Below are 23150 nucleotides of genomic sequence, written 5' to 3' on the forward strand. Positions count from 1 at the left end.
CACCCCCCTCACCTCCGGTACCGGGGGCCGCGCCGCAGTACCGCGGATGAAGTAGGGGACCGCCCCGCCTCCACCCCTGGGCGGGCCCCTGATTCAGCCCCAGGGCCCGGTGGATGTCGGTGGCGGCCCGTACCGTTGAGGCATGGATCTTCGTGTGGCCCGGCTGCGAGGGCTGCTCAGCGGACCGCGGCGGCTGGTGGCCGCCGCGGTCGCCGTCGTGGTGCTCGCCGGCGCCGGCACCTGGACGGCCGCCGCCTCCGGCGGACCGCCCCCCGTGCACCGCGCCGACCGGATGATGGCCATGCCGGGCGGTGTGCGCCTGGACACCTCGTACTTCACCGCGGGCCCCGCCGGCCGCCGCCCCGCCGTCCTGCTGGCACACGGCTTCGGCGGCAGCAAGGACGACATGCGGCAGCAGGCCGAGGACCTCGCCCGCGACGGATACGCGGTCCTGACCTGGTCCGCGCGCGGCTTCGGCAGGTCCACCGGCAAGATCGGGCTGAACGACCCGAAGGCCGAGGTCGCCGACGTCTCCCGGCTCATCGACTGGCTCGCGAAGCAGCCCCAGGTGCGGCTCGACAGGCCCGGCGACCCCCGCGTGGGCGTGGCCGGCGGCTCCTACGGCGGCGCGATCTCCCTCCTCGCCGCGGGCCACGACCGCCGGGTGGACGCCATCGCCCCGGCCCTGACCTACTGGAACCTCGCGGACGCCCTGTTCCCCAACGGCGTCTACAAGAAGCTGTGGGCCGGGGTCTTCTTCGGCGAGGGCGGCGGCTGCGCCCGCTTCGAACCCGCCCTGTGCCGGATGTACGAACGGATCGCCACCTCCGGCACCCCGGACGCGGCCGCCCGCGCCCTGCTCCAGGAGCGCTCCCCGTCCGCCGTCGGCTCCCGCATCAAGGTGCCCACCCTGCTGGTCCAGGGCCAGACCGACTCGCTCTTTCCGCTCGGCCAGGCCGATGCCGCCGAGCACGCCATCAAGGCCAACGGCGCCCCCGTCGACGTCGACTGGGTCGCGGGCGGCCACGACGGCGGCGATCTGGAGACCGGCCGCGTCCAGAACCGGGTGCGCGCCTGGTTCGACCGGTACCTGAAGGGCGACCGGAGCGCCGGCACCGGCCCCGCCTTCCGGATCACCCGCACCGGCGGCGTCGACTCCACGGACGGCACCGCCCAGCTCCGCGGCGCGAGCGCGAACAGCTATCCGGGCCTGCGCGCCGACCGGCACAGCATCGCGCTGTCCGGCGGCCGGCAGCACTTCGCCAACCCGGCCGGCGCGAGCCCGCCCGCCGTCTCCGCGCTGCCCGGCCTGGGCGGCGGCGGCCTCGGGCAGCTCTCCGCGCTCGGCCTCGGCACCTCCCTCGACTTCCCCGGCCAGTACGCCCGCTTCGACTCCGCCCCGCTCACCCGCACCCTGCGGATCACCGGCACCCCCACCGCCCGCATCCACGTGACCTCGACCAGCGGCGACGCCGTGCTGTTCGGCAAGGTCTACGACGTCGGCCCGGACGGCGGGCACCAGGTGCTGCCCTCCCAGCTCGTCACCCCCCTGCGGGTGACCGGTGCCAAGAGCGGCAAGGACGTCACGGTCACCCTCCCGGCGATCGACCACGAGGTGCAGAAGGGCCACCGGCTCCGCCTGGTCCTCGCCGCCACCGACCTGGGCTACGCCTCACCGGCCGCCCCCGCCGCGTACACCGTCACCCTCAAGAGCGCCCTCAGCGTTCCGACGGCGCCAGCCGTGCGCACCGCCGCGGCCCCGCTGCCCGCCTGGGTGTGGTGGCTGCCCCTCGCGGGCGCCGGGGTGGCCGCCGCCCTGCTGCTGACCGCCCGCCGCCGTACGACCGCCCCCGCGCCCGACCCCGCGCTGGCCGAGGTCCCCCTGGTCATCGACGGCCTCGCCAAGCGGTACACCGGGTCCGCCGACCGGTACGCGGTGCGCGAGCTGTCCTTCCGCGTCGAGCGGGGCCAGGTGCTCGGTCTGCTCGGGCCCAACGGCGCGGGCAAGACCACCACCCTGCGCATGCTGATGGGCCTGATCACCCCGGACGAGGGCGAGATCCGCGTCTTCGGGCACGCCATCCGCCCCGGCGCCCCGGTGCTCAGCCGGGTCGGCGCCTTCGTGGAGGGCGCGGGCTTCCTGCCGCACCTGTCCGGACGGGAGAACCTGGAGCTGTACTGGCGGGCCACCGGCCGCCCCGCCAAGGACGCCCACCTGGACGAAGCCCTGGAGATCGCCGGGCTCGGCGACGCGCTGGCCCGCGCGGTGCGCACCTACTCCCAGGGCATGCGCCAGCGCCTGGCCATCGCCCAGGCCATGCTCGGCCTGCCCGACCTGCTCATCCTGGACGAGCCCACCAACGGTCTCGACCCGCCCCAGATACGCGAGATGCGCGAGGTGATGATCCGCTACGCCGCCGCCGGACGCACCGTGATCGTCTCCAGCCATCTCCTCTCCGAGGTCGAGCAGTCCTGCACCCACCTCGTGGTGATGGACCGCGGCCGGCTGGTCCAGGCCGGTCCCGTGCGGGACATCGTCGGCTCCGGCGACACCCTGCTCGTCGGCACCGCGGGGCCCGTGCAGGAGGCGGTGGCGGAGAAGGTGGCCGCGCTGCCCGGCGTCGCCTCCGCCGTGCGCACCGACGACGGGCTGCTGGTCCGCCTGGCGGCGGGCGGCACCGCCGAGCGGCTGGTCGTGGAGCTGGTGCGGCTCTCGGTGCCGGTCGCCTCGGTCGGCCCGCACCGGCGCCTGGAGGACGCGTTCCTCACCCTGATCGGAGATTCCGCATGAGCACGCTCACCGAGGTGGCCTCCGGTTACCGCACACGGGGCACCCTGCCGCTGCGCGTGGAGCTGGTCCGCCAGCTCAAGCGGCGCCGCACCCTGGTGATGGGCGCGCTCCTCGCCGTCCTGCCGTTCGTGCTGGTGATCGCCTTCGCCGTCGGCCACCCCTCGTCGCGCGACGGCCAGGTCACCCTGATGGACACGGCCACCGCGTCCGGGGCCAACTTCGCCGCGGTCAGCCTGTTCGTGTCGGCCGGCTTCCTGCTGGTCGTGCCGGTCGCCCTCTTCTGCGGGGACACGGTGGCCTCGGAGGCCAACTGGTCCTCGCTGCGCTATCTGCTGGCCGCGCCCGTGCCCAGGGCCCGGCTGCTGTGGTCCAAGCTGGTGGTGGCGCTCGGACTGAGCCTCGCCGCGATGCTGCTGCTGCCGCTCGTCGCCCTCGCCGTCGGCACCGCCGCCTACGGCTGGGGACCGCTCCAGATACCCACCGGTGGCGAACTGGACGCCGGCACGGCCGTGCAGCGGCTCGTGGTGGCGGTGGCGTACATCTTCGTGTCCCAGCTGGTCACCGCGGGGCTCGCGTTCTGGCTGTCGACGAAGACGGACGCCCCGCTCGGGGCGGTCGGCGGCGCGGTCGGGCTGACCATCGTCGGCAATGTCCTGGACGCCGTCACCGCGCTGGGCCACTGGCGCGCCTTCCTGCCCGCGCACTGGCAGTTCGCCTGGGCCGACGCCCTCCAGCCGCACGCCGAGTGGTCCGGGATGATCCAGGGAGCCGCGCTCTCGGTCGCCTGCGCGCTCGTGCTGTTCGCGCTGGCCTTCCGGGGGTTCGCCCGCAAGGACGTCGTCTCCTAGCCGCCGGTCCCCGCACGACGAAGCGGCGGGCCACCGGGGGAACCGGTGACCCGCCGCCGCGGGAGTCGGCTGCTCAGCTGCCGACGGCGCCGTTGCCCGAGAGCGCGGAGATGTCGTCCAGGATGTGCGACAGGGCCTCGTCGCCCTTCGCCTGCGTGGAGTTCTCCGTGCACTGCTGGGTCTGCGGCGAGGACAGGATCGGGATGTCCTGAACGCCGACGTTGACCAGCGCGACCAGCGACTGGGCGTCGATCTTCGCCGGCAGGCCGATGCAGGGCTTGTTGAGCGAGCCCTCGACCAGCGAGAGCTGCGGGCTCATGCTGCCGGCGGTGGCCGAGTTGCCGAAGGCCGACGTGGCGCCGTTGCCGCTGAGCGACGTGGTGCCGTGGTCGTTGCCGATGGCGAGGGCCTGGGGGGCCGCCGCACCGGCGAGACCGGCGACGGAGGCGGCAACGGCCGCGGTTGCCCACAGCTTCTTCATGTTCGTTCCCTTTCGAAAGGCGGACTCCGGGGAGGAGCTGCGTGACCGTCAACTGCCCCGGCGGGAGCATGGTTGCGGCGTTTGCCCCGTTTGGAGCAGTGTGGTCGGATGAATGGATGAACGCCCTCCGGGCGATACGGCGCCAGGACAGCGGAACGGCGGGCCGCCGGGGGAAAAGCCGGTGACCCGCCGTCGCGCGGAGCGAGCGCTCAGCTGCCGGCGGCGCCGTTGCCGGACAGGGCGGAGATGTCGTCCAGGATGTGCGACAGGGCCTCGTCGCCCTTCGCCTGCGTGGAGTTCTCCGTGCACTGCTGGGTCTGCGGCGAGGACAGGATCGGGATGTCCTGAACGCCGACGTTGACCAGGCCCACCAGCGACTGCAGGTCCGCCTTGGCCGGCAGGCCGATGCAGGGCTTGTTGAACGAGCCCTGGATGAGCGCCATCTGCGGGCTCATGTTGCCGTAGGTGGCCGAGTTGCCGTACGTCTGCGCGGCGCCGTTGCCGCTGTAGGTCGTCGTACCGGTGTCGTTGCCGATGGCCAGGGCCGGTGCCGCGACGGCGGCGGAGACACCCACGACGGAGGCGGCGACCGAGGCGGTGGCCAGAACCTTCTTGATCACTTGCTGATTCCCTTCTGAAGACACCCCGTCCACCGGAGCGATCTGGTTCAACGGGGCCGGGCGCTCACGGGTTGCCCTCGTTCACTCCAATGGCGCACATTTCGCGGGCGCCGGCGAAGAGACGGTGAATGCCGGTGAATACGGCCGGACGATCCGATCGGGTGACCCCCCGCAACCAAACGGCGCCGGTCCTGTTGATGCGAGGGCAGGAACATGCGTCTTGGCGAAAGCCAGGGAAGGAATGCGAAATGCTGAAGAAGGCAATGGCCGCGGCGGCGGTCGCCGCGTCTTTCATCGGTGCCTCTGCGGCGGCGGCCCCTCAGGCGCTTGCCATCGGCAACGACACGGGCACCACGTCGGCCAGCGGCAACGCCGCCCATGAGTCGTTCGGGAACGCGGTGACTCGCGGCAACCTGAGCCCGCAGGCCACCCTGGTGGGCGGCTCGCTCAACGAGCTGTGCGTCGGTCTGCCGGTGAAGGCAGACGTCCAGTCGGTGCTCGCCCTGGTCAACGTCGGTGTCCAGGACATCCCCGTGCTGTCCTCGCCGCAGATCCAGCAGTGCGCCGAGAACTCCACGCAGGCCAAGGACGACGAGCCGCTCTCGCACGTCGCGGACGACATCTCCGTCCTGGCCGGCAACGGCGCCGTCGGCAGCTGAGCAAGCCCCACCCCGAGTGCCGTCCGGGCGCCGCACCGTGTTTTCGGTGCGGCGCCCGGACGTTTTTGTCCTTCTTCCCGAAGAAGCACCTATCCGTTAATCGTCCAAGGTGTCAATTCTATGGGGGCGTTCGAGTGAATTAGGGGGCCGGGCACGTTCCAGAGTTTCTCGGGTTGTCTATCCCTCGTTTTAGAACCTGCCGGTCATGGTGCGAGCCGTTCAAGGCCGTGCTCGCTCGGTTTCGACCGCTCATAGGGGCATGACCGTCAGAGAAGGGAAAACTTATGAAGAAGAGCGCTGCAGTCATCGCCGGTGCCCTCCTGGCGCTGGGCGGGGCCGCCCCCGCCTTCGCCGACGCCGGGGCCGGAGCGGTCGCCGCGAACTCTCCGGGCGTGCTCTCCGGCAACGTGATCCAGATCCCGGTGCACGTCCCGATCAACCTGTGCGGCGACTCCGTGGACGTCATCGGTCTGCTGAACCCCGCGTTCGGCAACACCTGCGCCAACGGCTGACGTTCGGTACCCACCGCACGCCAGCCCGCCGGCTGCGTTCTGGCCGGCCTCGGACCGTCGATCCCCCAGATCCTGTGGCCCGAGGCCGGCCTTCCCACATCTTCGAGCAGTTCGAGCAGGAAGACTACGAGATTGCGACAGACCCTCAGCAAGGGCGCAGTCGTGGCCGCAGCTGCCGCGACCGGCGTGCTTTCGTTGTACGGCACCGCCGCGCTCGCCGACTCCAACACGCAGGCTGCGGCCCAGGGTTCACCAGGCGTGCTGTCCGGCAACAGCGTCCAGGTGCCGGTGCACATCCCGGTCAACGTCTGCGGCAACTCCGTGGACGTGGCCGCGCTGTTGAACCCCGCGTTCGGCAACTCCTGTGCCAACACCGGCCACCACTCGGCCCCCTCACACCCGTCCGGCTACGGTGACGACTCGTACGGCGACGACTCGTACGGCAAGCCGGATCCCACCCCGCCGGTCTCCTACGGCAAGCCGGACCCGACCCCGAAGCCGACGCACACGACCTACGGCAGCGACGAGCCCACGCCGCCGCCGTCCTCGTACGGCAATCCGGAGCCGACGCCGACGTCGTACGGCAGCGACGAGCCGACGCCGACGCCGACGCCGACGCCGACGTCGTACGGCAGCGACGAGCCGACGCCGACCTCGTACGGCAGCGACGAGCCCACGCCGACGCCCACCTCCTATGGCAGCGACGAGCCGACCCCGCCCGGAGGGTATGGCAGCGACGCGCCGACCCCGCCCGGAGGGTACGGCGGCGACGAGCCCCCGACCCTGCCGCACACCGGTGGCAACGCCAAGGCCATGATCGCGACGTCGGCCGCCAGCGCCGCGCTGATCATGGCGGGCGCGGTGCTGTACCGCCGCGGCCGGACGGTCACCCGCCGGTGACCGCCGGGTGCCGGGCCCAGCGTCCGGCACCCGCCGACCAGGACCCCCGCGCGCAGCCGTGCGGGGGTTTCCGGCATGGGCCGGCACGCCCCCGCGAGGCGGCCTCCGCGGCACATCACCCCTTTGGCGGCACAACCCGAGGAGGCGCGACGCGTTGACACAACGCCGGGCATCCGCCCGGATGTTGTGTCTATTCCAAGGAGCACCTCTCCATGTCGCGTATCGCGAAGGGTCTGGTCCTGACCTCCGCCGCCGTCGCGGCCGTCGCCGGCGCCGCCGGTGTCGCCGCCGCCGACTCCGGCGCGGACGCTGTCGCCGCCAACTCGCCGGGCGTCATCTCGGGCAACGTCATCCAGGTCCCGATCCACGTCCCGGTCAACGTCTGCGGTGACAGCATCGACGTCATCGGCCTGCTGAACCCGGCGTTCGGCAACACCTGCGTCAACGGCTGACGTCCGGGGCGCACACACCCCTCCGACCGGCCGTCCGCCCCGCGCATCCGTCGCGGGGGCGGGCGGCCGGTTCCCATGTCCGCCCGGTTCCCCTGCCGCCCGCGCCGATCCCCCGGACGGGGCAGGGGCGGGCCCGGACGGGGCACTTGGCGCGGTGAGCGGTTGCGGGGCATGCGGGGCCAACTGACGGTGGGCTGAGAACCCTGATGCCCATCCGGAAGGAACCCCTCATGCGCCCTCTGCCCGCACGGCGACTCGCGTCCACCGTCCTCAGCGCCGCCGTCATCGCCGCCATCACCGGCCCGGTCGCCGTCGCCGTCGACATGGCGCGAGACCGTGCCGACGTCCCCGCCTCCCAGAGCGCACTGCCCGGCGCCGCGAAGCTCCTCGTCCGGGTCAGGGCGCTGGACGACGCCGGCGCCCTGCCCAAGCCGGTTGTCCAGCTGCTCGACCGCACGCTGACGAAGGGCCGGCTGTCCGCGGCGGAGGCCAAGCGGCTCGGCGACGCGGCGAAGCAGGCCCTCGTACAGGCGGCGGCCGAGGGGACGCTCGGCGGGGCGAAGGCACCGGGGGCGACGACACCCGCGGCTCCACCGGCCGCCGCGACGCCCACGCCCGCCGCACCGGCCGCCCCCGCCGCCGCGACGGCCGCGACGAAGCCCCAGGCCGCCGCCACCCCGGCCAAGCCGGCGACCCCCGCCACCCCCGCCACCCCGGCCAAGCCGGCGACCCCCGCCACTCCTTCGGCGCCCGCCCCGGTGCCCTCGGGTTCCGAGTCCCAGTCGGCGCTTCCCAAGCCGTCCGCGTCCCCGGCCGTGCCGTCCGGCCCGGCCCCGCAGGGGATGGCCCGCAGCGCGCCCGCCGCCCGTGACCTCCTCGGCGATGTGCTGGCCGCGGTGGACGCCCTGGTGCAGGCGGCCGTCTCCGACGTCGACCAGGTGGTCGCCACCGCCACCGCCCTGATCGACAAGATCCTCGCCGCCATCCCCGGCCTGCCGACCCCCACGGCCAGCGCGACGACCCTCCCGAGCACGGCCGCCCTGCCGGCCACGGCAGGCTGACCCCGAGCCCGGCCCCGGACAGCCGGCACCTTTCCGGCCGAGGCATGTTCATATGTCTTCTCGGCCACGGGGTTTCCGCCCCGCCGCGGCGCTCGTTGAGCACGTCGTTGCCGAAGAAAGGAACACGATGAAGCCCCTGAAGGCTGCCGCCGTCCTCGCCGGATCCGTCGCCCTCGCCGGCGTCGCCGCGCCCGCGTTCGCCTACAGCGCGTCCGACCTGACGCCCTCCAGCCTCAACGGCGCCGTCGACCAGCTCGCCAAGGGTGACTACAACCTGCGGGACCTGATGCCGCTCCAGCACCAGTCGAACGCCCTCGACACCGAGGACAAGGACTCCGTGCTGCACACGGTCAAGGGCGCCACCACCGCGCTGAACCAGCGCAACCCGCTCCTCGGCGGCCTGCCCCTGCAGCGCTGACGCCCCCGGCGACCGGGGCCGGTACCGCATCCGCGGTGCCGGCCCCGTGCCGTTCGAGACCGCTTCCCTCGTTCGTGTGGAGCCCTCCGGCCCACTGCTCCGGACGGGTGAGAAGCCGCCGGGCCGCCCCCGGACGCGTCGGTATGGTCGCGCGGTGACCTCAACCCCCACGGAACTGCGCCCCGCCGACCTCGGCACGCTGGTCGTGCTGCCCTGGAGCGGCGCGGCCCCCGACGGCACCGACATGCCCTACCTGCTGGCCTACTCCCTGGGGGACGCCGCGGGCGGCCCCCAGGTCACCGCCGCCGCGGTCGAGCATCTGCTGGAGAGCAACGGGCTGCCGGTCGGCGGCGACCTGGTCGACGGCACCCACCGGCCCAGCCTGCCCATCAGCCTGCTGGTGGAGGCCGGGCAGGCCGTCGTCCGGATGCCGCGGCTGATCGCCCAGGCCCCCGCGCCGCCGGAGTGGCTCACCGCCGTCCGCGCCCGCGGCTTCGCCTACCTGGTCTTCACCACCCGCGCCTGGCCCGAGGGCGCGCCCGGCAGCATCGTGCAGCCGGCCGCGCTCGCCGCGTTCGCCGGCGCTCCGGAGACCCTGCACGCCGCCGCGCACGTCGTCCTGCCGGCCACCAGCCTGCGCGGCTGACGGCATGGCGGACGACCGGGGCCCCGGCATACGGCGGCTGCGCGGGCACCGGGCCGTACACCAGGCCGTACACCCCTTACGAACATGACCAGCCGACCATTACGGCAGCCGGGGGAATTGCGCGCCGACCCCGTTCTCCGTCCCGGCCACGCCAGTTACGCGGTACGGACGCCTCACTCCCGTACCCGGAAAGGGCCGAACCCGATATGAAGCCGACCACTCGAGGAACCCTCGCCGCCGTGTTCACCGGTGTCGCGGCCACCGTGAGCGCGACCACCCCCGCCGCCGCGGCCGGCGCGGTCCCGGTGCCCGTGCCGCTCCAGGGCGTCTCCCAGTCCCTCGGCACGCGGACGCCCGAGGCCACGCTGGAGGTGCCGCTGCTGACGCCGGGCGCGCCCGAGGGGCCGCGCTATGTCACCGGCCGGCTGCTGCCCGAGCCGATCCTGCCGCGGCTGCCGATCAGCGGGACGCTGCCCGGCGCCGACCTGCGGGCGCCGCTGCCGCGTCCGCTCGGCGACCGGCTCGGCCTCGACGCCCCCGCCGCCGGCCTGCACACCGACGGGCCCGGCCTGAACCTGGGCGCCCCGCTGGGCGCGCCCGACCCGCACCGGTTCGGCCTGCCGGAGCTGCGCCTGCCCGAGGCCGGCCTGCTCGCCCCGGCCCTGCGCACCGTCGCCGGCGGCGAACTGGGCGTGGGCCCGGCCCGGTAACCCCAAGGGCTCCCTCACCAGCGCCGTTCGGCCGTACACCCGGTGACCCGGCCCCTCCTTGTCCGTTAGCGGGTCAGACATCTGTCCCCGGACGAGGAGAGTGCGATGGTCGACGGCGACGACGCAGTTGCGGCGGGCGCGACAGAGCAGGTCAGAGCGGGTACGGCGACCGGTCCGGGGCGGCGGCGGATGATGCGGGGACTGCTGTCCTGCGTCGCCGCCGTCGCCCTCGCACCGGTCGTCGCCGCGTCCCGGCCGGTGCCGCCGGCCGCCGGCGGTGACTCCTTCGACGAGACGTACCGGGGCCGGCGCATCCAGGGGGTCCGGCTGCCGGACGCGGGTCGGAGCACGGCCGACGACGCCTGGCGGATCACCGTCGACGGGCGCCCGCTGCATCTGATGCGGCGCGCCGACGGCACCTGGCTGAGCATGCTCGACCACTACACGTCGTACCGCACACCCCGCGAGGCGGCGCGGGCCGCCGTGGACGAACTCGGCCCCGGCCAGCGGCTCAGCGAACCGGCACCGGGCCCGCTGGACGGCGCCCTGCCCGACGGCGTCAAGGACATGCTGGGCCGCATGGGCGTCACCCTCGACATGGGCGGCATGGACATGAGCGGCACGGGTGGCATGAACATGGGCGCGGGCATGGGGACGGGGGGCCGGCATGGCGTACGTGCGTAAGAACGTCGGCGCCCTCACCGCGAACGAGCGGAAACGTTTCGTGGACGCCCTGCTGGAGGTCAAGCGGCGCGGCGAGTACGACGAGTTCGTGCGCACCCACATCGCGTACTTCGCCGCCGACGGCGAGACCCAGCTGCGCGCCGCCCACATGGCGCCGTCCTTCCTGCCCTGGCACCGCCGGTTCCTGCTGGACCTGGAGAACGCGCTGCGCCGCGTCGACTCCTCGGTGACGGTGCCGTACTGGGACTGGACGCGGGACCGCACGGCGACGTCGGTGCCCTGGACCAAGGACCTGCTCGGCGGCAACGGCCGGCGCTCCGACCAGCAGGTGACCACCGGTCCGTTCGCCTACGCCACGGGCAACTGGACCATCACGGTGGGCGTCACCGACGGCCATTACCTCACCCGCGACCTCGGCCGCGCGGCCTCACCCATCCAACTGCCCACGCAGGACGACGTGAACTGGGCGCTGAACGACCCGGTCTACGACGTACGGCCCTGGGACTCCACCGTCACCCAGGGCTTCCGGAACAAGCTGGAGGGCTGGGGCACCGGCAGCGGCAGCGCCTCCTGGCACAACCACAACCGGGTGCACCGCTGGGTCGGCGGGGCGATGCTCGGCGCCGCGTCCGTCAACGACCCGGTGTTCTGGGTGCACCACGCCTACCTCGACATGCTGTGGGAGCGCTGGCAGCGCGCGCACAGCAGCCACCGCTACCTGCCTGCCGAACCGCCCGGCGCCGGGGACGCGCAGCACGGCCGGGTCGTCGCCCGGCATGAGAAGCTGCCGCCGTGGAACGTGACGCCGGACCAACTGGAGGACATGAGCGGGGTCTACCGGTACGCCTGAGGCGGTGCCGGTGAGTTCGGGTCGCCGGGTTCACGCCGGTGGCTGGGACCGGTGGATTCGTGCCGGTGGTCCGGATCGGTGGCTCTGGGCCCCGTGGTGGACGCGAAGGGCCCCGGCGCTCGGAGGTGCCGGGGCCCTTCGCGATGCGCGCCGGTGCTTCAGTCGCCGTAGCTGCTGTCGCCCCGCGCGAGGGTGCCGCCCTGGTTGACGCAGGTGTTGCCGAAGGCCGGGTTCAGCAGGCCGATGACGTCCACGGAGTCGCCGCACACGTTCACCGGGATGTTGACCGGAACCTGGATCGCGTTGCCGGACAGCACACCGGGCGAGCCGACGGCCGCACCCTGGGCGCCCGCGTCGGCCAGAGCCATCCCGGCCCCACCGATCACCACGGCACCGGTGCCGAGGGCCACGGCGGCCGCCTTCGCGATGCGAGACATCACGTTCCTCCTGTCGCTCGGGATACGCGACGGCTGGTCCTGCCGTCGCACTCCCCGTTCAACGCGGCCGTCCGACAGGGGTCACGGTGATCAGCGGCGGATCACCCTTTCAACAGAGCTCAGGGCAGTCGTCGTACCGGCGAGCCCGCCAGGTACGCCTGGATGTCCTCCACCGCCTGGGTGAAGTACGTCCGGTAGTTGGCCGCGGAGACGTACCCGAGGTGCGGGGTGGCGAGCAGGCGCGGGGCGGTGCGCATCGGGTGGCCGGCGGGCAGCGGCTCGATGTCGAAGACGTCGACGCCGGCGCCCGCGATCCGGCCCTCGTGCAGCGCGGCGAGCAGGGCGTCCTGGTCCACCACCGAGGCGCGGGAGGTGTTGATCAGGTACGCGCTCGGCTTCAGGAGGGCGAGTTCGGCGGCGCCGATCAGCCCGCGCGTGCGGTCCCCGCCGGGCACGTGCACGGAGACGAAGTCGCTGCCGGCCAGCAACTCCTCTTTGGAGGCGGCCAGTTCGACACCGTTCTCCGCCGCCCGTTCCCTGGTCAGCCGCGGGCTCCACGCAAAGACGCGCATGCCGAAGGCGAGCCCGACCCGCGCGACCCCGGCGCCGATCCGGCCGAGTCCGAGCACACCGAGGCGGGCACCGTGCAGATCGGCGCCGACCGTGGACTGCCAGGGCCCGCCGGTGCGCAGCGCCGTGTTCTCCTCGACGATCCCGCGGGCGAGCCCGAGCAGCAGCGCCCAGGTCAGCTCGATGGGGGGAGTCCCCGAGCTCTGCGTGCCGCACACGGTGACGCCCCGTGCCTCGGCCGCGGCGTAGTCGATCACGGTGTTGCGCATCCCGGTCGCCACGATCAGCCGCAGTTGGGGCAGCCGGGCGAGCAACGAGCCGGGGAACGCGACGCGTTCGCGCAGGGTGACGACGATGTCGTACCCGGCGAGCGCCGCGGCGAGCGCGTCCTCGTCGACCGGGTGCACACGCAGCGATACGACCTCCACCGCGTCCCCGAGCACCGACCAGTCGGCCGACTCGGTGGCCACGCCCTGGTAGTCGTCCAGCACCGCACAGCGCAGTGGCACGCCGTTCTCCCCTCTCGAACCGGGCGCTCCGGGCACGCCGGGCGCTCCGGGCATCCGAAGTATCGTCGGCCGGCCGCCGCTAAGCCCTGGCCGCGAGCCGCTTCACGTACCGGTGCACGGGCACCGGCACCTGTCCCTGGTCGTGCGGCGCGTAGCCCTCGATCGGCCCCTCGTCCGCCCAGCCGTTGCGTTCGTAGAACCGCCGCGCGCGGGCGTTGCCCGGTACGACCGCCAGCCACGCCCGGCGGTGACCGGCGGCCGCCACCAGGCGCTCCGCCTCGCCGAGCAGCCGGGCGGCCACCCCGCTGCCTCGGTGCCGTTCACAGACGTAGACCTGCTCGACCTCGTCCCCGACCACCATGACGAACCCCGCGACCTCGCCGCCGGCGACCGCGACCGTCGTATCGGACAGGCGGTGCGCGGCGCGTTCCCCGAAGGACTCGCGTGTCCGCACCGCGACCAGCGCCTCGGGAACGTGTCCCAGGTGTCCGTCGCGCCATCCGCGGTACCAGATCTCCGCCACCGCCTCCGCGTCCTGGGGGCGGGCCGTACGCAATGCGACGTGCCGGGCGTCAACGGGCATGGGCGCAGCCTAACAACGGGCTTCTGCGTGCTGTCACTTCGGTGCGACGAGCATGTGCTCGGTGCCGAACTCCGTCCCGGTGTGCGGATAGACGGCGGTCTCTCCGTCGGACCAGCGCACGAGGAGGTCGTCGGGCCGGCCGTCGCCGTCGTAACTGCCCGCGGTCATCACCGAGTCGTGGGACCAGACGCTGCCCGCGGCGGCCATCGTGATCTCCTTGCCCGGGCCCGCGGGCCCGGTCTCCTGGTACTGGGAGATTCCTCCGTCCGACCAGCGTACGAGGGTGTCCCACCGGTTGCCGCCGGTGAAGTCGCCCGCGGTGACCAGGATGGCGTGCTTCCACAGGGCGTTGGGCTTCTGGAGCTGGTGCTCGGTGCCGAAGCCCTTGTCGCCGACCGCGGTGTAGTCGGTGAGTTCGCCGTCGCTCCAGCGCACCACGAGGTCCGTCACGTACCCGTCGGTCCCGAAGCCGCCCCCGGCGATCTGATCGGCGTTGCTCCAGACGGAACCGGCGTCCGCCAGCTTGACACCCCCCGCGAGGCCCTTGGTGCCGACGTCGGGCAGGAGCCGCACCTCGCCGGACTTCCACACGGCCAGCAGATCGGAGCCGGTGCCGCCGGAGAAGTCCCCGCCGGTCAGCGACTTGACGTCCTTCCACGTGCCGCCGGGTGCCGCCAGCCGGCGTTCGCCGGTGAAGCCGCCGTCGCCGTCGCCGGTGTAGAGGGTGACCTCACCGTCGGTCCAGACGACGATCAGGTCGCCCTTGCCGTCTCCGGTGTAGTCGCCCGAGGCCAGGAGTCTGGCGTGGGCCCACGTGGCGCCGTTTCCCGGTGAGTAGGGCAGGGGCGGCTGGGCGTAGGGCGTGGTGCGGGGCTGGTAGGTGTCGGCCTTCGCCTCGTCGTACAGGCGGAAGAACCAGTCGCCGTGCAGGGGGCTGTAGGTGAGCCAGTCGACGTCGGCGTCGTTGCCGCCGCCGTTGTAGCCGCCGACGTTGCCGATGATGACGCCGGTTCCCTTCGACCAGTCGACCTCGGAGAACCAGGGGCCGCCGGAGACGCCGCCCCACATGCCCCCGCATCTGGCCTGGATCTGGTAGAAGCCGGGCAGCGCCTCCGTCTGGGCCGGGCAGCGCACGGGGTGGTCCTCGGGGTCGTGGCTGGACGGGTAGCCGACCATCGTGACCTTGTTGAGGTAACCGGGAGTGCGGCGCAGCGTGTTCGCGCCGACCACGTCCTGGGCCTGCCCGCCGTCCCGGGCCGGGGCGAGCCGGCCGAAGGAGAAGTCCAGGTCGGAGACCGGCTTCTTGGTGTTGTGCGTGTACCGGTTGTCCGTGTACCACCCGGTGACCCGGTAGAAGCCGAACGGCTGCTCGTCCAGCGGGCGTTCGGTGGTGTACATGGGCACGAAGACGGCGTTGCCGCCGTCGCAGTGTCCGGCGGTCAGGACCAGATTGTGCCCCGGACTGTCGACCACGCTCGCGGTGCACTTGTGGGCGCGCATCGTGTCGTCGGTCGGGTCCTTGGCATAGGTGAAGATCGTGCCGACGGACTTCAGACCGGGGAAGTGCTCGGCCTGCGGCATGGCGGCGGCCACGCCGTCCGGCACCGTACGGCGAGTCCGGGGGCCGGTGCCGGGAGGCGTCGCCGTCGCGGGCGCGGGCTGGGCCGGGTCGGTGGCGGAGGCCATGCGCTCGGGGGTCCAGAACCGGGTGGCGGCGTCGTCCGACCAGGTGCCGTCGCCGGGCGGGGTGGAGGGCTTCCCGGCCTGTGCCGTGGGGCGGGGGGTGACGGAAGGCGCCGGTGCGGTGGCCGCGTGGGCGGACGGAGTCCTGGCGTCCTGCTCCCCGGCGTCGTGGGCGTGGGCGAGGGCCGCCCCCGCCGTCAGGAACAGCGCGGTTCCGGCCGCGGGCACGGCGAGGCGGGATATTCGTCTGCGGGTGATGTGCAAGGAACTCTCTCTTGACGTGTGGAACGGCTGCCCCGGAACGGGAGTGGCTCAGCCGGACATGCGGGAGCGGCGCCGGCGTACGGCGATCACGCCGCCCGCGACGAGGACGGCGGCCCCCGCCGACGCGGCGCCGACGGCGGCGGGGGAAGGACCGTGGGCGACGGGCTCGCCGGCCACCGTGACCTGCTGGGTGGTGGTCTGCTTCCCGTGGTGGCTTGTCACGGTCATGGAGTAGCGGCCGGGGGGCACGTCGGCACGGATGCGGCCCCGGCCCGCGTAGACCGTGCCGGGGTCGTCGCATGTGCAGCCGGGGTCGTCCGGGCTGCCGGTCCTGATGGTGACGGGACCGGTGAAGACGGGTGAGGTGACGGTGAGGGAGGTTTCCTCCGGGTCGCCGCGGAGGTCGTCGAGGAGCACCCGGATGCCGCTGCCGGGCCGTACCCGCGCGGGCGTGGTGTCGCCGGGCAGCGCGCCGGCGGGGCCGATGACGAACCGGAAGACCTCCGCCGCGTCCTCGCCGATCACCTTCACGCGGGTGGTGGCGACGGTGCGGCCGTGGCTGGTCGCCGTCACCGGATAGCTGCCCGCCCGCAGACCCTCCCGGATGTGCGGGCCTCCGTCGCCGGCCGGTTCCATCGACTCCCGCGCCCCCTTCTTCACGGGGACGAGGAGGGCGGGCTTCCGCAGCGCCGGGGAGGTGATCTCCACCCGGTCCCAGCCCGGCGGCATGCCCTCGATGCCGAACCAGAGCGGCTCACCGGGGGCGAGGAGCCGGTGGCCGGGGACGTAGTACTCCAGCCGCACGCCCGGCGTGCCCGGACCCGCCGTATCGGCCACCGCTCCCGCGGCCGCTCCCAGCAAGGGCGCCGTGACAAGACCGGCGACACCCAGCACCCGCATCGTGTTGCGGCCCAACGATCCCCCTTCGGTCGGGAACGGCCGGGCCGCTTCGACCACATCGCTCCGTCGACCGGGAAGAGGGCGTACGGGCGCCACCGGGTTGCTTCCCCGACCCCTGGACCGGCGCCGTACGGGCTCATCACGCCGCCGGACGGCGCGGGTTGACCTGCACGGACGGTCGCGCACCGGAGCTTTCGCCGGGGCGGTCGGCGCGGTGACCGAGAGAGAGCCTCGATGGCGGCCATGCCCTGCCCGGCGACCACCGCTCACCGCCGGGCCTCGCCAAGGCTCCAAGACCCGCACCGGAACGAAAAGCCCTCCCCTTGGGGGAGGGCAACGGACGGCGCCCCCGGCAGGACTCGAACCTGCGGCCAAGCGCTTAGAAGGCGCTTGGTGGATTCTGGTCCGCAGCTCTGCTGACCTGCTTCTTTTCCGGCGCCGTGCGTGTCATCGGCTGCACTTCGACACGCATTCGACCCGCGGGCGCGCACGGCTCCCGCCTGCGCTCACGTGTCCTGGGTATCCGGCAGAGCATGCATGCTCTCGTGGCTTACCGCTCGTACGACGGCGCCGTCACGGTATGGGCCTTCGTGGTCAGTGTCCTCATCGTGCTGGCGGTGGGTTGGTACATCCGGCGCCGCAGGTAGGCCGACACCTGCTGCCTCCCAAGCGACGGTCTCCTACCGTTCTCTACTGGCGGTTGATCGGAATCTCGTAGACGATCTCGCAGTGCGCCGCGGGCACGATGATGTCCGCCGTCTCCACGGGCCGCCCTTGGTCGCTGTAGTACGTCCGCCGGATGTGTGTGACGAGCGCGGCCTTCTGGATGCCGAGTATCGACGCCTCCTCGGCGGTCGCCTGCCTGGGCTCGGGCTGCTCGACGGCGTGGCTGACGGTGATGCCGATCGCGGCCATGCGGTTCACGACACCTTCCCCGGCGTGCGGCCCTCCCTCGGGTAGGACGACGAGGGTGCCCGCGGTGAGGTCGTACGGTTCCCAGCTCGTGGACAGCTGCACCGGCCTGCCGTCGCCCAGAAACTCGTACGTCGTCCGGACGCAGAGATCACCTTCGGCGATACCGAGCCGTGCCGCGATGTCCGCCGGAGCCGGCACCTTGGCGTCGGTCCGGCTTTCCCAATCCCCTTGCCTGCCCACGGCCTTCATGTCCGCCCGGAACGGCGACCCGTCGGGCCGCTCCCGTGCGGACGACCGGACCATGCGCACCCGCTGCCGCGGCTCGGCGACATACGTGCCGGAACCAGCGCGGCCCTCCAGCACCCCCTGGGAGATCAGCAGCTCCTGAGCCCGGCGGACGACGTTTTCGCCGACCCCGCACTCCTGGCCGATCTGGGCGCGGGACGGCAGGCGGTCTCCGGGCTCCCATACGTGCTCCGCGATCCGCCGCCGGAGTTCGTCGGCGATGCGGAGATAGGGCGGCTGCTCAGGCATATGGAAAATCTAGTCCACTAGCTCTAATCTAGTTAACTAGCTTCACTTAAAGTGATCGCCGGTGACGGAGGCTGCCCTGTGCCCGCTTCGGGAGTTAGCGCGGCGGCCATCGCTGCCCGGCTGTCGGCCCTCGGGCTCCCCGCACGCCTGGAGGAACACGACCGGTCCTGGTCAATCGAAGCGGAGGTGCCGGAGTCGCTTCCGGCCGAGTCCTGGCGGGAGGTCTTGGAAGTCGTGGCGGAGGCCGATCGGTTCGGGCTTCTCGCCACCAGCCTGAACGGCCGCACCCTCTGGGCGGCCGTACGCAAAACGGTCCCCATGACGGGCGATGTCGGGGGACCGAGCCATCAGCGATAGGAGCTGAACAGCGTGCTCAACCGTATCCGCCGCGCTGCCGCACTCGCCAGAGCGCGGTACGCCCGCAAGGGCAGGCACCGCCGCCCCTTAACACCCTCTCGGCCTCCGGCCGCCCTTGTCCTGCCCGTCCCTGCCGACGCCCCGACGGCGGTCCTGGGCCGGGCTACCGAAACCGCGAAGCACCGCCTCCCGCTCGCGGGGGAGGAAAACGCGCTCGTCCGCCCATACGTGCTGGCCTGGGAGCAACGAGTACGGCGGCGCGCGGTGGTGGTCACCTCTCACATGCCGGCTGAGGCGTGGTCGTCTCTCGCGGGAGGTTGCTGATGCTTCCTCCCAAGCGGCCCCACATCACCGAGACGTCGGCCATTTCCTACCGGTCGGCTGTGTGCTGCATCGGCATACACCTTGCTTGCGTCGAGTCCTCGCCGGTCTCCGCACCGATCGACCTGCCGCTTGTGTACGAGACGTGCGCCTGCCCGTGCCACACGGTGTCTCCCCGCTCCATGAAGGCGGAGGCGGAGCGGTGAGCGGCCGGGCACTCGGCGGCGCGCTGGTCTCCAACGTCGAGGTCACCGCGGCCACCGTGCAACGAGGCGACGTCATCCAACTCGGGGGATTGCCCTGTCGGGTGGCCGACCTCTTCCAACTCCCTCAAGGCGCCAAGCAGCTCCTCTTCGAGTCCGGCGAACTGCTGACCATGCACGCGCGAACCCGACTCGTCGCCGTTCGCATGCTGAGAAGGCGGTGAACCATCCCGTGCGTGCACGCCATCACGAGATCGCCGACGATCTCCGGCAGCAGATCACGACCGGCCGCATCAAGCCCGGCGAACGCCTCCCCTCTGAGGCCGGCCTCGCCGTCCGCTACAAGGTCAGCACGGTGACCCTGCGAAACGCCCTCGCGCTCCTCCAGGCTGAGGGCCTGGTCGAGAAGATCCACGGCAAGGGCAACTTCGTCCGCCATCGGCCTCGCAAGACCGTGTACGTCGGCGGCTGGGGGACGTTGGATCCGTGGACCGCCGGAGAAGCGGCCCTGAACATCACGGTCAGCACCACCACAGTTGCAGCACACGGACATCTGACGACCTTGCTCAAGGTGCCGACGGGCAGCCCACTCACCGAGTTCTTCTGCATCAGCCGTCAGGAGAGTTCCCGCGTGGACTGGCTCGTATTTACATCCCGCCCGACCTGACCCCGGCCGGAGTCGAGGACGACAACGCCCCCTGGCGGGAGACAGCCACGCGCTTCGCCGTGCTGAGCACGCCACAGGCAACTGTCCGGGAGACGGTATGCGCCCGCCCACCGACCCCGGAGGAAGCGTCCGCCCTGCGGCTCCGCTCGTCGGCGACGGCCCTGGCGATCACACGCGTCGCAACCGACACGTGCGGGCGGGTCATCGAGGCCGCACTTCTGGTGTTCCCCGGCGACCACGTCGACGCCGTCTTCACCACCCACCACCCGACCGATGAGAGGCAGACTCAAAAATGACGGCACCGAACGAACTACGACTCCTGCCGTGGTCGGGCTCGGACGGCAAGCCCTGCTACCTGAGCACCGACGACAAGGCCGGCTACATGTCCCGCCTGGCGGACAACATCGAATCGATCCAACTGGGAACGGCAACCCAGCTGCTGGAACACGCCTCGGACACCCTCAACGGCCCTGACACAGACGCGGAGGACCTGCGCCTCCTGGCGAAGGAACTGACCGGGGCCCTGCGGGACGTACTCCGCGTCGCGACCAGCCGCAGCCAAGCCCTGGCCGTGAGCGAACCGCACCACCCTTGAAACGGTGGGCGCGACCAGCGCCCACCCATGACGTCCCTCCATCTCACATGGGGAGGGGAGCCCCAGCACCACCGGCTCCACTCCCCGCCGCTTTACGCTGGCCTGCGTTGGTACACCGGGTGCGGCAGGAAGAGACCCACCATCCCTCGCCCGTCTGAACCTCAGCCGACGACAGTCAGCTATGACGGCGGGCGCGCCGACCGACTACGCACACGTGTGCTTCGTCGCACCCCAAGAAACCTCAACCACGTTGTCGGTGGCATCGACCGCAGGAGCTACGACGGCCGGTCGAAGGGCGCCTTCTGGGCCCCCAGCTTGGGAAGCTGCTGCCCTTTGGGGTCGGGTCGGCCGCTGACCTGGGCGGACGGCCGGGACGCCGTCCCGTCGGGCTGTTGCTTTCACCGTGGTCCCCGCTGTTCCCCGTCCGATCTGGTGCGCTTGTAGTGCGTGCATGCGTCATGTCCGCTTCGGCGGCACCTATCGCTTCTGCGCCCTGTAGCGCTTCATCAGCACGGTGAGTCGTACGTGGTCCGCCTGGCCGTTGAGCTCGGCCACGAGATCGTCAGGACACAACTCGTAGAGATCACCCCACCATCGGCGTCCTCGGTTGTCCCAGATCCGGTATCCACCTGGCACACCCCGGGCTACGTAGCGTCTCCTACTCACAGTCCCCCGGTTCCCGGCACCGTTCCTGCCGTGCTTCCATATTCACTCGCTGGCACGATGGCCTTGTGGCTGATCTAAAGCGCATCGCGACAGAGATCATAGAGATCATGACGTACTACCGAGCACTCGACGAGGGCGCCACCCTGCGGCACCACTTCCGCCACGCTGACGAGGAGGGAGGCTTGTGGTACATCGAGGCCGTGCCCGACCGCAGCGAGTTGATCGTCGTCAAACAGGCAGAGCTGACTTCGGTCGGCCAACTCCACCGGTACAGCTGGGAGCACCTAGAGGACGAGCACGGCGGCCTGACAGACCAAGCGATCGATCCTGATAGGGACCCGCTGGAGCCCATCCCGGCCGGAGAGTTCCAGTGGGTGTGGAATCGGTGAGCGCGCTGAACAACCACTTTAGGAGAGAGGCTGAGGCGTAGGGCAGGTGACCTGCGCCTTCGTTGGTCGAGCGAGCGGGCATGGGTCCGTCAGTCACCTTCGTTTACCGTGGCTGACCCCTGCGTCTGGCACGGTTGTGGCACGCGAGTCTTCCGTAAATGCGTATGTGATCAGCGTCCTTCACGCTCATAGCGCTCCACCCGACGCGCCAACTTGACGCGATACCTCGTGGGGGAGTGGAGGGCCTGGGAGCTGCGGACCATGTCCTCTGCCCTTAGGCCTTCTGCATAGACCCGGAGCGTGGGTATCCGGAGGAGGACAGCTCGCCTCGCTTCGGCTTCCTCAACAGTCCTCAACGGGGTGTTGGCGTTACGTTCATGGTTGCAGCCCCAGTGCGTGAGCCGCACATTCTCCTTCGTGTCAGCGCCGCCGGCCGCGACGGTACGAACGTGGTCGACGCTCGGTGACCGAGGGTCCGGATGCCGATAAGCCTGGTCCACTGGGTCGTGGCACAGACCACAGACCCAGCCGTCCCGTTCACCGATCTCTTCCGTTGTGTACCGCTCGACGCTCCCGTTGCTCCGCATGCGTTCACGGCGGCGCTGGTCCTGGGCGCGCTTGGCTTCGCTACGCAGTGATGCAGACGGATCCGCTTTGGTCACGTCTTCCTACCTTTCGGGAGATCCGCAGCGCCCGCATGGCCGATACCCCACCGCCTGTGCGTCGCCCAGCAGCATCCAGCTGGCGTCATTTAGCTGCCGCCCTTCGCCCACAATGAGCCCGCACTGCTCGTCGCCGTGGAACACTTCGCGGCTGGCTGGAGCGCTGGCGCGCACCAGCACCGCGGGCTCGCCAGAGCGGTCGACCCCCTCATCGGCATAGCACTCCTGCATCCACTGCGCTGCGTCCTCCTGGCCGAACCCGTCCGGGTACGGCAGCTCCCTTCCGCGCATCTCTATCCCCAGCCGCCTTCTTGGCCTTAAGTGCCGTTGTGAGAGCTGGTGTACATCAAGTTGTCCTTTCAGCTGGCCTTTTCAACGAAACAGAGCACAGCCCTGGACGAGATCTTCAGAGGTTGGTGCCGACAGGGGGAAGAGCTCGGCTCCGGGAGGGTGCCACACGGCTCCGGAGGCCGCTTGGGGCCCGGGCAACGCGGCAGGTCACGGCCCTCCACATGGCAGTTTAGGCGGGACCAGTCCACGGGTAGTCCACGGCGGACCGGCACCGCCTTTGTGCCCTCGACCAAGACCATCTTGGATGTTTGGCTCATTGCGGCTCGGCTCAGGCCTGCCCTCAGGTAACGGCGTTGACTAGGAGGCGCGCGCCCCAACCGACGTCGGTCAGCCAGTGCCGCCGGGATGTCGACCTGTCAGGGACGCGCGGATCTGGCTACTTTGGCGGCTCTAAACCGCTCGCCCAGTTCCATGTCTCGCCGCCAACGAGCCTATAGGGCGATCGAAGATCACAGTATGATCACGCATCGTCACGGAATGAACGCATCCTAAGTTGATCGGTTAACTTGATGGGGCTTACATCGGCAAGGGTGATGAAGTACTGACGGGTGGGGACCCGTGTGTCCTGGGCAGATCTGTCTATCTGTCCGCATGCTGCGCTGCCACGCAGTCATCAACTGCCGCAACGTGACGTTGCCCGCACGGCTTCGTGGTTACGCTTCATTTCGTAGGACCACGGGGTAGATCGTTGGAGCTGAACACCGTGACCGTCTCATACACGAGCTCCGGCGATGCTGCAGTCGCGAGAGCCGGGGGGGCTGGTGCGGAGATGCTCCCCACTACGTACGGCCAGCGGCTCGACCGCATCGACAGGGCGCAGGGGACTGTTACCAACAGGCTGGCGCAGTTGCTGACTTGCTCGCATCAGGCCCGGCCGGTTGGTGAAGGTCCAAGGGCGGCGGGGGGCGACTG

26 protein-coding genes and 1 pseudogene are annotated in these 23150 nt (G+C 71.5%); 17 read left to right on the forward strand and 10 right to left on the reverse strand.

The window, feature by feature from the left end; genetic code table 11:
- The first annotated feature begins 142 nt into the window (after positions 1–142).
- Both ACZ7EC_RS05680 and ACZ7EC_RS05685 read left to right on the forward strand, forming a co-directional pair.
- Entirely contained in the window at positions 143–2791 is a 2649-nt protein-coding gene (locus ACZ7EC_RS05680) for an alpha/beta fold hydrolase (RefSeq protein ID WP_471058454.1), read from the forward strand.
- Positions 2788–3639: an ABC transporter permease gene (locus ACZ7EC_RS05685; protein ID WP_471058457.1), complete on the forward strand. Its 852-nt coding sequence runs from the start codon at positions 2788–2790 to the stop codon at positions 3637–3639. Before ACZ7EC_RS05680 ends, ACZ7EC_RS05685 begins: the two co-directional genes overlap by 4 nt.
- A gap of 73 nt (positions 3640–3712) precedes the next feature.
- Here the strand turns inward: ACZ7EC_RS05685 and ACZ7EC_RS05690 are convergent, their stop codons facing one another.
- The gene (locus ACZ7EC_RS05690) at positions 3713–4120 is read right to left on the reverse strand and encodes a rodlin (protein WP_471058460.1); all 408 of its coding nucleotides are present in this window, start codon (positions 4118–4120) and stop codon (positions 3713–3715) included.
- A gap of 209 nt (positions 4121–4329) precedes the next feature.
- Positions 4330–4740: a rodlin gene (locus ACZ7EC_RS05695; protein ID WP_471058462.1), complete on the reverse strand. Its 411-nt coding sequence runs from the start codon at positions 4738–4740 to the stop codon at positions 4330–4332.
- A 248-nt stretch (positions 4741–4988) separates the two neighbouring features.
- On the opposite strand from ACZ7EC_RS05695, the gene ACZ7EC_RS05700 reads away from it, so the two are divergent.
- From ACZ7EC_RS05700 to ACZ7EC_RS05745, 10 genes are all read left to right on the forward strand, one after another.
- On the forward strand, positions 4989–5399 hold the full coding sequence (locus ACZ7EC_RS05700) for a rodlin (RefSeq protein ID WP_471058465.1): 411 nt from the start codon (positions 4989–4991) through the stop codon (positions 5397–5399).
- A 284-nt stretch (positions 5400–5683) separates the two neighbouring features.
- Complete coding sequence (locus tag ACZ7EC_RS05705) at positions 5684–5911, forward strand: chaplin (RefSeq protein WP_471058467.1); 228 nt, start codon at positions 5684–5686, stop codon at positions 5909–5911.
- Between the two features lie 162 nt (positions 5912–6073).
- A complete protein-coding gene (locus ACZ7EC_RS05710) occupies positions 6074–6811 on the forward strand; it encodes a chaplin family protein (RefSeq protein ID WP_471058470.1) in 738 nt (245 codons plus the stop codon).
- A gap of 212 nt (positions 6812–7023) precedes the next feature.
- Positions 7024–7263 (forward strand): chaplin, encoded by a 240-nt coding sequence (locus ACZ7EC_RS05715; protein ID WP_471058472.1) that lies wholly within the window; start codon positions 7024–7026, stop codon positions 7261–7263.
- 230 nt (positions 7264–7493) lie between these two features.
- The gene (locus ACZ7EC_RS05720; RefSeq protein ID WP_471058475.1) at positions 7494–8324 is read left to right on the forward strand and encodes a hypothetical protein; all 831 of its coding nucleotides are present in this window, start codon (positions 7494–7496) and stop codon (positions 8322–8324) included.
- A gap of 127 nt (positions 8325–8451) precedes the next feature.
- The gene (locus ACZ7EC_RS05725; protein WP_471058478.1) at positions 8452–8742 is read left to right on the forward strand and encodes a hypothetical protein; all 291 of its coding nucleotides are present in this window, start codon (positions 8452–8454) and stop codon (positions 8740–8742) included.
- A gap of 154 nt (positions 8743–8896) precedes the next feature.
- A complete protein-coding gene (locus ACZ7EC_RS05730) occupies positions 8897–9388 on the forward strand; it encodes a DUF5949 family protein (RefSeq protein ID WP_471058481.1) in 492 nt (163 codons plus the stop codon).
- Positions 9389–9594: 206 nt separating this feature from the next.
- Entirely contained in the window at positions 9595–10098 is a 504-nt protein-coding gene (locus ACZ7EC_RS05735; RefSeq protein WP_471058484.1) for a hypothetical protein, read from the forward strand.
- 105 nt (positions 10099–10203) lie between these two features.
- A complete protein-coding gene (locus tag ACZ7EC_RS05740; protein WP_471058487.1) occupies positions 10204–10782 on the forward strand; it encodes a tyrosinase cofactor in 579 nt (192 codons plus the stop codon).
- Entirely contained in the window at positions 10766–11632 is an 867-nt protein-coding gene (locus ACZ7EC_RS05745) for a tyrosinase family protein (protein ID WP_471058490.1), read from the forward strand. The genes ACZ7EC_RS05740 and ACZ7EC_RS05745 overlap by 17 nt, the downstream gene beginning before the upstream one ends.
- 158 nt (positions 11633–11790) lie before the next feature.
- Here ACZ7EC_RS05745 and ACZ7EC_RS05750 read toward each other — a convergent pair whose 3' ends face one another.
- The 6 genes from ACZ7EC_RS05750 to ACZ7EC_RS05775 form a co-directional block, all read right to left on the reverse strand.
- Complete coding sequence (locus ACZ7EC_RS05750; protein WP_471058493.1) at positions 11791–12069, reverse strand: chaplin; 279 nt, start codon at positions 12067–12069, stop codon at positions 11791–11793.
- A 119-nt stretch (positions 12070–12188) separates the two neighbouring features.
- Positions 12189–13148, reverse strand: coding sequence for a D-2-hydroxyacid dehydrogenase family protein (locus ACZ7EC_RS05755; protein WP_471058496.1), 960 nt, complete (start codon positions 13146–13148; stop codon positions 12189–12191).
- Between the two features lie 79 nt (positions 13149–13227).
- Positions 13228–13731: a GNAT family N-acetyltransferase gene (locus ACZ7EC_RS05760; RefSeq protein WP_471058499.1), complete on the reverse strand. Its 504-nt coding sequence runs from the start codon at positions 13729–13731 to the stop codon at positions 13228–13230.
- Positions 13732–13764: 33 nt separating this feature from the next.
- Positions 13765–15678 (reverse strand): trypsin-like serine peptidase, encoded by a 1914-nt coding sequence (locus ACZ7EC_RS05765; RefSeq protein WP_471058502.1) that lies wholly within the window; start codon positions 15676–15678, stop codon positions 13765–13767.
- A gap of 48 nt (positions 15679–15726) precedes the next feature.
- On the reverse strand, positions 15727–16593 hold the full coding sequence (locus ACZ7EC_RS05770; RefSeq protein ID WP_471058505.1) for a hypothetical protein: 867 nt from the start codon (positions 16591–16593) through the stop codon (positions 15727–15729).
- Between the two features lie 675 nt (positions 16594–17268).
- Entirely contained in the window at positions 17269–18027 is a 759-nt protein-coding gene (locus ACZ7EC_RS05775; RefSeq protein WP_471058508.1) for a GntR family transcriptional regulator, read from the reverse strand.
- A 78-nt stretch (positions 18028–18105) separates the two neighbouring features.
- Here ACZ7EC_RS05775 and ACZ7EC_RS05780 point away from each other — a divergent pair, with 78 nt between their 5' ends.
- The 4 genes and pseudogenes from ACZ7EC_RS05780 to ACZ7EC_RS05795 all read left to right on the forward strand — a co-directional run bounded on the left by ACZ7EC_RS05780 (position 18106) and on the right by ACZ7EC_RS05795 (position 20170).
- Positions 18106–18384: a hypothetical protein gene (locus tag ACZ7EC_RS05780; protein ID WP_471059733.1), complete on the forward strand. Its 279-nt coding sequence runs from the start codon at positions 18106–18108 to the stop codon at positions 18382–18384.
- Positions 18385–18907: 523 nt separating this feature from the next.
- Positions 18908–19132 (forward strand): hypothetical protein, encoded by a 225-nt coding sequence (locus tag ACZ7EC_RS05785; protein ID WP_093676705.1) that lies wholly within the window; start codon positions 18908–18910, stop codon positions 19130–19132.
- 8 nt (positions 19133–19140) lie between these two features.
- Positions 19141–19871: pseudogene (locus ACZ7EC_RS05790) on the forward strand (GntR family transcriptional regulator).
- Complete coding sequence (locus ACZ7EC_RS05795; protein ID WP_471058510.1) at positions 19868–20170, forward strand: hypothetical protein; 303 nt, start codon at positions 19868–19870, stop codon at positions 20168–20170. Before ACZ7EC_RS05790 ends, ACZ7EC_RS05795 begins: the two are co-directional and overlap by 4 nt.
- 477 nt (positions 20171–20647) lie before the next feature.
- On the opposite strand, the gene ACZ7EC_RS05800 is transcribed toward ACZ7EC_RS05795, so the two are convergent.
- Positions 20648–20836 carry a hypothetical protein gene (locus ACZ7EC_RS05800; protein WP_471058513.1) on the reverse strand — a complete coding sequence of 63 codons (189 nt, stop codon included), beginning with the start codon at positions 20834–20836 and terminating at the stop codon, positions 20648–20650.
- 65 nt (positions 20837–20901) lie between these two features.
- Between ACZ7EC_RS05800 and ACZ7EC_RS05805 the strand changes: the two genes are divergently transcribed.
- Positions 20902–21225, forward strand: coding sequence for a hypothetical protein (locus ACZ7EC_RS05805; RefSeq protein ID WP_471058516.1), 324 nt, complete (start codon positions 20902–20904; stop codon positions 21223–21225).
- 170 nt (positions 21226–21395) lie between these two features.
- Here the strand turns inward: ACZ7EC_RS05805 and ACZ7EC_RS05810 are convergent, their stop codons facing one another.
- On the reverse strand, positions 21396–21812 hold the full coding sequence (locus ACZ7EC_RS05810; RefSeq protein WP_471059736.1) for an HNH endonuclease: 417 nt from the start codon (positions 21810–21812) through the stop codon (positions 21396–21398).
- Positions 21813–23150: the final 1338 nt, after the last annotated feature.

Source organism: Streptomyces sp. NPDC037203 (assembly GCF_055605065.1).